The 8,191-nt window shown below is 71.2% G+C and carries 10 protein-coding genes; 5 read left to right on the top strand and 5 right to left on the bottom strand.

From position 1 onward, the window contains the following. On the bottom strand, window positions 1-1,455 hold a 1,455-nt coding region (locus VFV89_RS15655), incomplete at its 3' end, for a cbb3-type cytochrome c oxidase subunit I (protein ID WP_329706885.1). Further along, entirely contained in the window at window positions 1,452-2,330 is an 879-nt protein-coding gene (gene coxB, locus VFV89_RS15650; RefSeq protein WP_329706884.1) for a cytochrome c oxidase subunit II, read from the bottom strand. The genes VFV89_RS15655 and coxB, both read right to left, overlap by 4 nt. 104 nt (window positions 2,331-2,434) lie before the next feature. On the opposite strand from coxB, the gene VFV89_RS15645 reads away from it, so the two are divergent. Next, window positions 2,435-3,523 (top strand): cysteine desulfurase family protein, encoded by a 1,089-nt coding sequence (locus VFV89_RS15645; protein ID WP_329706883.1) that lies wholly within the window; start codon window positions 2,435-2,437, stop codon window positions 3,521-3,523. Next, window positions 3,520-3,753, top strand: coding sequence for a sulfurtransferase TusA family protein (locus VFV89_RS15640; RefSeq protein ID WP_329706882.1), 234 nt, complete (start codon window positions 3,520-3,522; stop codon window positions 3,751-3,753). The genes VFV89_RS15645 and VFV89_RS15640 overlap by 4 nt, the downstream gene beginning before the upstream one ends. Window positions 3,754-3,767: 14 nt before the next feature. Here VFV89_RS15640 and VFV89_RS15635 read toward each other — a convergent pair whose 3' ends face one another. Next, a complete protein-coding gene (locus VFV89_RS15635; protein ID WP_329706886.1) occupies window positions 3,768-4,703 on the bottom strand; it encodes a carbohydrate kinase family protein in 936 nt (311 codons plus the stop codon). A gap of 152 nt (window positions 4,704-4,855) precedes the next feature. Here VFV89_RS15635 and VFV89_RS15630 point away from each other — a divergent pair, with 152 nt between their 5' ends. Then, entirely contained in the window at window positions 4,856-5,059 is a 204-nt protein-coding gene (locus VFV89_RS15630; protein WP_329706881.1) for a hypothetical protein, read from the top strand. 186 nt (window positions 5,060-5,245) lie between these two features. On the opposite strand, the gene VFV89_RS15625 is transcribed toward VFV89_RS15630, so the two are convergent. Further along, the gene (locus tag VFV89_RS15625; RefSeq protein ID WP_329706880.1) at window positions 5,246-5,602 is read right to left on the bottom strand and encodes an iron-sulfur cluster assembly accessory protein; all 357 of its coding nucleotides are present in this window, start codon (window positions 5,600-5,602) and stop codon (window positions 5,246-5,248) included. 110 nt (window positions 5,603-5,712) lie between these two features. Beyond that, window positions 5,713-6,807, bottom strand: coding sequence for a glycerate kinase (locus tag VFV89_RS15620; RefSeq protein ID WP_329706879.1), 1,095 nt, complete (start codon window positions 6,805-6,807; stop codon window positions 5,713-5,715). 62 nt (window positions 6,808-6,869) lie between these two features. On the opposite strand from VFV89_RS15620, the gene VFV89_RS15615 reads away from it, so the two are divergent. Then, on the top strand, window positions 6,870-7,748 hold the full coding sequence (locus VFV89_RS15615; RefSeq protein WP_329706878.1) for a GNAT family N-acetyltransferase: 879 nt from the start codon (window positions 6,870-6,872) through the stop codon (window positions 7,746-7,748). Window positions 7,749-7,777: 29 nt separating this feature from the next. Next, on the top strand, window positions 7,778-8,191 hold a 414-nt coding region (nadA, locus tag VFV89_RS15610; RefSeq protein WP_329706877.1), incomplete at its 3' end, for a quinolinate synthase NadA.

Below are 8,191 nucleotides of genomic sequence, written 5' to 3'. Positions count from 1 at the left end.
GAGGAACGGCAGCGTCGAGGCGCCGAGCAGGAACGCACCGACCGTGGAGACCTGGTTGAGCGTGGTGAACCCGTCGTCGGGCAGGTAGTCGGCGTACCGGCGCGACATGCCCTCCACACCCAGCCAGTGCTGGACCAGGAACGTGGTGTGGAAGCCGATGAACAGCAGCCAGAAGTGCACCTTGCCGAGCCGCTCGTCCAGCATTCGGCCGGTCATCTTCGGCCACCAGTAGTAGAACCCGGCGAACATCGCGAACACCACGGTGCCGAAGACCACGTAGTGGAAGTGCGCGACCACGAAGTAGGAGTCCGAGACGTGGAAGTCCAGCGGCGGGCTGGCCAGGATGACGCCGGTCAGGCCGCCGAACAGGAACGTGGTCAGGAAGCCGATCGACCACAGCATCGGGGTGTCGAAGGACAGGCTTCCGCCCCACATCGTCCCGATCCAGTTGAAGAACTTCACGCCCGTCGGCACGGCGATCAGGAAGGTCATGCCGGAGAAGAACGGCAGGTCGACCGCGCCGGTGACGAACATGTGGTGCGCCCACACCGCCACCGAGAGGATCGCGATGCCGAGCGTGGCGCCGACCAGGCCGATGTAGCCGAAGATCGGCTTGCGGCTGAAGACCGGCAGGATCTCGGTCACGATGCCGAAGAACGGCAGCGCGATGATGTAGACCTCGGGATGGCCGAAGAACCAGAACAGGTGCTGCCACAGGATCGCGCCGCCGTGGGAGGCGTCGAAGACGTGCGCCCCGAGCTGCCGGTCGGCCTCGAGCGAGAGAAGCGCGCCGGCCAGCACCGGGAACGCGATCAGCACCAGCAGGCTGGTGACCAGGGTGTTCCAGACGAAGATCGGCATCCGGAACATCGTCATCCCGGGCGCGCGCATGCAGATGATCGTGGTGATGAAGTTGACCGCGCCCAGGATGGTGCCCAGACCGGCCATCCACAGCCCCATCACCCACAGGTCGCCGCCGACGCCCGGGGAGCGCACGGCGTCAGAGAGCGGGGTGTAGGCGAACCAGCCGAAGTCGGCGGCGCCGGTCGGGGTGAGGAAGCCGGAGGCCGCGATCAGGCCACCGAACAGGAACAGCCAGTAGCTGAACATGTTCAGCCGCGGGAACGCCACGTCCGGCGAGCCGATCTGCAGCGGCATGATCGCGTTGCCGAACCCGAAGAACAGCGGGGTCGCGAACAGCAGCAGCATGATCGTGCCGTGCATCGTGAACAGCTGGTTGTAGAGCTCGTCGTTGACGACCTGCTGGCCGGGGTAGGCCAGCTCGGAGCGCATGATCATCGCCATCAGGCCGCCGATGAGGAACCAGCAGAACGACGTCGTGAGGTAGAGGTTGCCGATCACCTTGTGGTCGGTGGTCGTGAGCACCCGGACGATCTGCTTGCCCAGCTCGCGGCGCGGGGTGATGACGGTGGCGCGGGACGCGGTGGCGGTCACTCGGACTCTCCCTTCTCATCGAGTCCGGCCTGGGTGTAGGCCTCCGAGCCGCCGAGCAGCGGGCGGTCAACCTCCAGGCCCTGGTCGACGAGGTCCTGCAGGTGGGCCTCGTAGTCGTCACGGCTGACGACCTTGACGGTGAACAGCATCCGCGAGTGGTAGACCCCGCAGAGCTCGTAGCACCTGCCCCGGAACGTGCCGGTCCTGGTCGGCGTGATGACGTAGTGGTTGACCCGTCCGGGGACGACGTCCATCCGCATCAGGAAGCTCGGGATGCCGAAGTCGTGGATGACGTCGGGACTGTGCAGGTTGAACCGCGTGGTCTCGTCGACCGGCAGCCACAGCTCCGGGATGTAGGAGCCGGTGCCGCCGTCGTGGACGTAGGACTGGTAGGAGAAGTGGTCGTCGAACCGGTCGTCGTCGGCGGACTGGTCGATCTCGCCGAGGCCGTAGTTGAACGTCCACGACCACTGCTCGCCGGTGACCTCGATGATGTTGTCCGGCGGGTTGGACGGCTCGTCCTTGAGGACGAGGTCCTGGGTGCGCACGGTGTGGGAGAAGAACACCACGACCATGATCACCGGCGCGATCGTGTAGAAGATCTCCAGCGGCAGGTTGTAGCGGGTCTGCACGGGGATCTCGTCGTCGGAGCGCCGGTGGTAGCGGATGATGACGAAGAAGATCAGCCCCCACACCAGCGCGCCGGTCGCAAGGGCCGCGATCCAGGCGCCCTGCCACAGGCTGAGGATGTGCGTGCCCTGCTCGGACGCCGGGTCGGGCATCGCGAGCCGCTTGCCCTCCTCCGAGCAGCCGCTGGCCAGGAGCACCACTCCGGCGAGCGGTACGGCCCAACGCACGATGCGCTGCAGACCCACTGGTAGAGCCCCTCTCGACCAACCACCTCGGACAGTGCTGACAGTAACCCAACGGCAGCCCGCAGGGCCCCCCGGGTCGACCATCAGGCAGGTAGTTTCACGGCGTGCCCGCCGAGCGCTACCTGGACGCCGCGTCCTCCGAGCCGCTGCACCCCGCCGCCCGTGCCGCGATGCTCGCCGCGCTCGACCAGGGGTACGCCGACCCACGCCGGCTGCACGGCCCCGCGCGCAACGCCCGGCTGCTCCTCGACAACGCCCGCGAGGCGGTGGCGGAGGCGCTCGGCGTACGCCGCGATGAGGTTTCGTTCACGTCCTCCGGGACCGACGCCGTCCACCGCGGCCTGCTCGGGTTGGCGGCCCCGGACGCGACCGTGGCCCACTCCGCCGTCGAGCACTCAGCGGTGCTCCACGCGCTGGCCTGGCGCCCGGACGTCCGGTCCCGCCAGGTCCCCGTGGACCGCCTGGGTCGCATCGACCTGGCCGTCCTCGGCGACCACGACGTGCTGGCCCTGCAGTCGGCCAACCACGAGGTGGGCACGCTCCAGCCCGTGACGGAGGCAGCGGCCACCGGGACGCCGCTGTTCATGGACGCCGGCGCCTCGATGGGCCGGCTGCCGCTGCCCGACGGCTGGTCGGTCGCCGCGGGCTCGGCCCACAAGTGGGGCGGGCCGGCGGGGGTGGGGGTGCTGCTGGTCCGCAAGGGGGCCCGCTGGCGCAGCCCGTTCCCCGAGGACGACCGGGTCGACGAGCGGGTGAGCGGCTTCGAGAACGTTCCTGCCGTCCTGGGTGCCGCCGCGGCGCTCCAGGCCGTCGTGGCCGAGCGCGACGAGGTCAACGCCCGGCACCAGGCCCTCGTCGACCGGATCCGCGCCGGTGTGGCGACGATCCCCGACACCGAGGTGGTCGGCGACGCCGTCGACCGGCTCCCCCACCTGGTGACGTTCTCGTTCCTCTACGTCGACGGCGAGGCGGTCGTCGAGGGGCTCAACCGGCGCGGCCTCGCGGTCGCCAGCGGCTCGGCCTGCACCGCCTCGACGCTCGAGCCGAGCCACGTGCTGGCCGCCATGGGGGCGCTGACGCACGGCAACGTCCGGGTCTCGCTGACCCGCGAGGCAACCGACGACGACGTCGACGAGCTCCTGGCGGTGCTACCGCCGACAGTCGAGGAAATCCGGAAGGATGCGGGAGTGTGACCGCGGACCTCGAGCTCGACTGCCGCGGGATGGTCTGCCCGCTGCCGGTCATCGAGCTCGGGAAGCGGATCGGTGAGGTCGAGGTCGGCGGCACCGTGGCGGTGGCGACGACCGACGCCGCAGCCGCGCACGACGTGCCGGCGTGGTGCCGGATGCGCGGCCACGACTACCTCGGCGAGGAGCCCGCCGACGACGGCGTGCCCCGCTACCTGGTGCGACGCCTCGTCTGAGGATCCACAGGGGTCTAGGCGGTCAGGTGCGGTCGCACGGCTTCGGCGGAGCTTAGGCCGTACGACGTCTCCAGCCGGCCGAGGAACTGCGCGGCGGTGAACGTGTAGTCCTGCGGTCCCACCGTCTCCACGACGTACGCCGCCAGCACGCAGCCCACCTCGGCGGCGTGCTCGAGGCTCAGGCCCCACGCGAGCGCCGCCAGGAACCCGGCCCGGAACGCGTCCCCGACGCCGGTGGGCTCGATCGCCGCGACGTCCTTGGCCGCCGGACGCTCGAAGTCGACGCCGTCCTTGCCCCGGACCCGCACGCCGTCCTTGCCGAGCGTGGTGACCTGGATGCCGACCCGCGCGAGCACCTCGTCGGCCGACCAGCCGGTCTTCTGCTCGATCAGGTGCGACTCGTACTCGTTCGAGAACAGGTAGGCCGCCCCGTCGACCAGGTTGCGGATCAGCTCGCCGGCGCCGAAGGCCAGCTGCTGGCTGGGGTCGGCGATGAACTGGTAGCCGCGCTGCCGGCACTCCTCGGTGTGGCGGAGCATGCCGTCGGGGTCGTCGGCACCGATCAGCACGTAGGACGGGGCGCCCACCTTGTCCACGATCGGCTCGAGCTCGACCAGGCGGGCCTCGCTCATCGCGCCGGGGTAGAACGACGCGAACTGGGCGCCGGTCGTGTCCGTGGTGCAGACGAACCGCGCCGTGTGGTGGGTCTCGGAGATCCGGACGTGGTCGCAGTCCACGCCGTGGCGCTCCAGCCAGGAGCGGTAGTCGGCGAAGTCGTCGCCCGCACAGCCCACGAGCACCGGGCGCAGCCCCAGCCGGCCCAGGCCGAAGCACATGTTGGCCGCGACGCCACCGCGCCGGATCTCGAGGTCGTCGACGAGGAACGAGACCGAGAGCTTGTGCAGCTGCTCGACGACCAGGGAGTCCTCGAACTTCCCGCCGAAGTTCATCAGGTGGTCGGTGGCGATGGATCCCGCGATCAGCAGGGATCCGGCCTCCGCGGGCTCGGCAGGTCTGTCAGGCACGTCGGGAAAGCCTAGAGGGAAATGCTACCGACGCGTAGTCGTGGGCGTACCGACCGGTAGCGCCTAGCGTCGAGCCCGTGAGCGCGTACGACGAGCTGGACAGCCTGCAGGCGATGCGCGCCGACGCGGCCGTCGCCGGGGCCAGGCTCCCGCTCGTGGCGCCGCGGCTCGCCTTCACCGACATCTACAGCGACTTCCCGACCGATCTCCCCAAGCCAGAGATCGAGATCAGCGAGGCGGCACAGCGGATCGCGAACGCGCTGTCACTGCACCTGGACTGAGCCAGGCCACCGCCGGTCTAGCCTGTCGAGACCGCAGCGCAACCACCCGCTCGCCACCGCCGGTCGAGCCTGTCGAGACCACCGCAACGAACGCTCTCGTTGAGTTCCAGCCTCAGCGGCTGCGCTTTCTCGACCCGATCGAGCCCACGCCGGCCGATCGTTCCGTGCGGCCGACTGCGCGATCCCTCAGTGGAAGGAGTCGCCGCAGGCGCAGGAACCGGTCGCGTTGGGGTTGTCGATGGTGAAGCCCTGCTTCTCGATCGTGTCGACGAAGTCGATCAGCGCGCCGTTGAGGTAGGGAACGCTCATCCGGTCGACCACCACGGCGACGCCGTCGAAGTCGGTCACCACGTCGCCGTCGAGGCTCCGCTCGTCGAAGAACAGCTGGTAGCGCAGCCCCGAGCACCCGCCGGGCTGGACGGAGATGCGCAGTGAGAGGTCGTCGCGGCCCTCCTGGTCGAGGAGGCTCTTCACCTTCGCCGCGGCCACCGGGCTCAGGTTGATGCCGTCGGTGCGGTGCTCGGTCTCAAGCTGCTCGGTCATGTGCTCCAGGCTCCCAGATGTCAGTGCAGGCGTCCTTCTGCCAGCCTCAAGTCTCGCACACGGCCGGTTATTCCTGGCTCTCCTGGCGGTGTTGTGCAGCACGCTCCCGCTCAGCGCGACCAGGTGCGCGCCACCCGGGCCGCCAGCTCGGCCAGCGCCGCGGCCGGCTCGGCGAACGCGCGCCCCTCCCCCACCAGGTCGACCATCGAGTACGCCGACTCGACCCCGAGCGCCCGCATCTCCCGGGCCCCGACCTCCACCCGTCCGGCCAGCACCACGCACGGCCGCAGCGCCTCCTCGGCGATCGTCGCCACGCCGTGGGGGACCTTCCCGGCCCGGCTGGAGTAGTCGAAGGAGCCCTCACCGGTGAGCACCAGGTCCGCCGCCCGCGCCCGCTCGGCCAGGTCGACCGCGTCCGCCACCAGGGCGATGCCCGGCTCGCGGGTGGCCCCGAGGGCCAACAAGGCGTAGCCGAGGCCACCGGCCGCACCGGCGCCCTTCTCCAGCGCCAGTCGCCGGTCCAGCGCCGCGGCGTACGCCTCCAGCCAGCCGTCGACGACGGGCAGCCGCGCCTCGGCGATGCCCTTCTGCGGCCCGAAGACCTTGGCGGCGCCGAACAGCCCCGTCAGCGGGTTGTCGACGTCGCTGGCGGCGACCAGGCGCACCGGGCCGACTCGGCCCCGCGCGGCGGCCACGTCGACCGTCGTGACGCCGTCGAGGCCGGCGCCACCGCCGTCCAGGGACACGTCGGCGGTGGCTCCGAGGGCGGCCAGCAGGCCGGCGCCGCCGTCAGTGGTGCCGCTCCCCCCGAGCCCCACCACCACGGTCGCGACACCGGCGTCCACGGCGGCCGCGAGCAGCTCCCCCACGCCGAAGGTGGTCGCCGCCTCCGCGCCCGCCGGGTCGACGGTGCCGGTGAGGTGCAGCCCGCAGGCCTGCGCGCTCTCGACGTACGCCGTCTCCCCCGCCACGAGGACGCTCGCCGGCGTCGGCTCGCCGTGGGGACCGCGCACCGTGAGCGCGAGCAGCTCCCCGCCCAGGGCCTCGTGCAGCACGTCGACGAACCCCGGTCCGCCGTCCGACATCGGGGCGAGGTCGAGCTCGTCCTCCGGCGCGGTCTCCCGCCAGCCGTCGGCGATCGCGACCGCGGCCTCGACCGCCGACAGCGTCCCGGCGAACGAGTCCGGCGCGACCAGGACCCGCACCTCAGGCCACCGACGTCTTCTCGAAGGCGGGCAGGGCTGGCACGCGGCTAAGTTATCGCCCGATGAGCCCGGTGATCCGCCCGATGCGCCCCGAGGACGTCGTGGTGGCCGAGCGCGTCAGCGACGAGGGGTTCTACGAGCTGGACAGCCGGACCCGCCGCGCGAACGGGCCGCCTGCCGCGCGCCGGTCCGTGCGGCACCGCGAGGTGTGGGTCGAGCGCACCACGCACCTCGTCCGGCACGACCCCGGCGGGTGCTGGGTGGCCGAGGACGACACCGGCATCGTGGGTATCGCGACCTCGTTCCGGCGGGAGACGCTGTGGTGCCTGGCGACGTACGCCGTGCTGCCGGCGCGTCAGGGACAGGGCATCGGCAAGCCGCTGCTGGCCGCCGCGATGGCCCACGGCCGGTCGTGCACAAGAGCGATGCTGTCCGCCTCGGCCGACGCGAGGGCGGTGCGCGTCTACCGGCAGGCGGGGTTCGACCTGCACCCGCAGATGTACCTGACCGGGCGCCTCGACCGCTCCGCGATCCCGGTCCTGGAAAAGGTCCGGGACGGGTCGGCCGCCGACGTGGACCTCATGGACTCCCTGGACCGGGCCGCCCGGGGGGCCGGCCACGGTGTCGACCACGAGCTGATGCTGCGCACCTGGCGGCTGCTGGTCTCGGACACCTCGACCGGCGCCGGGTACGCCTATCTCGACGAGCGCGGCCGGCTCGGGCTTCTCGCGGCCTCGAACCGGCGTACCGCTGCCCGGCTGCTCTGGGCCGCGCTGGCCGAGGGACCGGAGGAGGCCTCCGTGCCGCACGTGACCGCGGCGAACCAGTGGGTGCTCGACGTCTGCTTCACGGCCCGCCTGGAGCTCCACCAGGAGGGCTACCTGGGGCTGCGTGGGATGAAACCCCCGGCGCCGTACGTTCACAACGGGGCCCTGCTCTAGGCGTCACCGGCGCGAATAGGATCAAAGCCATGACCACTGTCGACCTGCCGCTGCTCCCCCTCGGCCGGGGCGTCGACCCCGGCTCGGAGCGCGGCGTCGAGTGCCCGGGCGACCTGCCGGCGGCCTCCGACCCCGACCTGGTCGCCCGCGCCCTCGCGGCCAAGGAGGCGCTGGGCTCGCGGGTGTTCGTGCTCGGCCACCACTACCAGCGCGACGAGGTCATCCAGTTCGCCGATGTCACCGGTGACTCGTTCAAGCTGGCCCGCGACGCAGCGGCGCGTCCGGAGGCTGAATACATCGTCTTCTGCGGCGTCCACTTCATGGCCGAGTCAGCCGACATCCTGACCGCGGACACCCAGCAGGTGATCCTCCCCGACCTGGCCGCGGGCTGCTCGAGGGCCGACATGGCTCGCATCGCACAGGTCGAGGACGCGTGGGCCGCG

This window comes from Nocardioides sp., from assembly GCF_036274455.1.
In the GTDB taxonomy this organism is placed as follows: domain Bacteria; phylum Actinomycetota; class Actinomycetes; order Propionibacteriales; family Nocardioidaceae; genus Nocardioides.
The sequence above is the reverse complement of the archived record's forward strand: the minus strand, read 5'-3'. Positions and strand labels throughout refer to the sequence as shown.

Excerpts from the sequence above, each read along its gene's own strand:
- VFV89_RS15635 (WP_329706886.1), bottom strand. The coding sequence starts at position 4,703 with ATGAACTTCGGCGGGAAGTTCGAGGACTCCCTGGTCGTCGAGCAGCTG.
- VFV89_RS15625 (WP_329706880.1), bottom strand. The coding sequence starts at position 5,602 with ATGACCGAGCAGCTTGAGACCGAGCACCGCACCGACGGCATCAACCTG.
- VFV89_RS15615 (WP_329706878.1), top strand. The coding sequence starts at position 6,870 with ATGAGCCCGGTGATCCGCCCGATGCGCCCCGAGGACGTCGTGGTGGCC.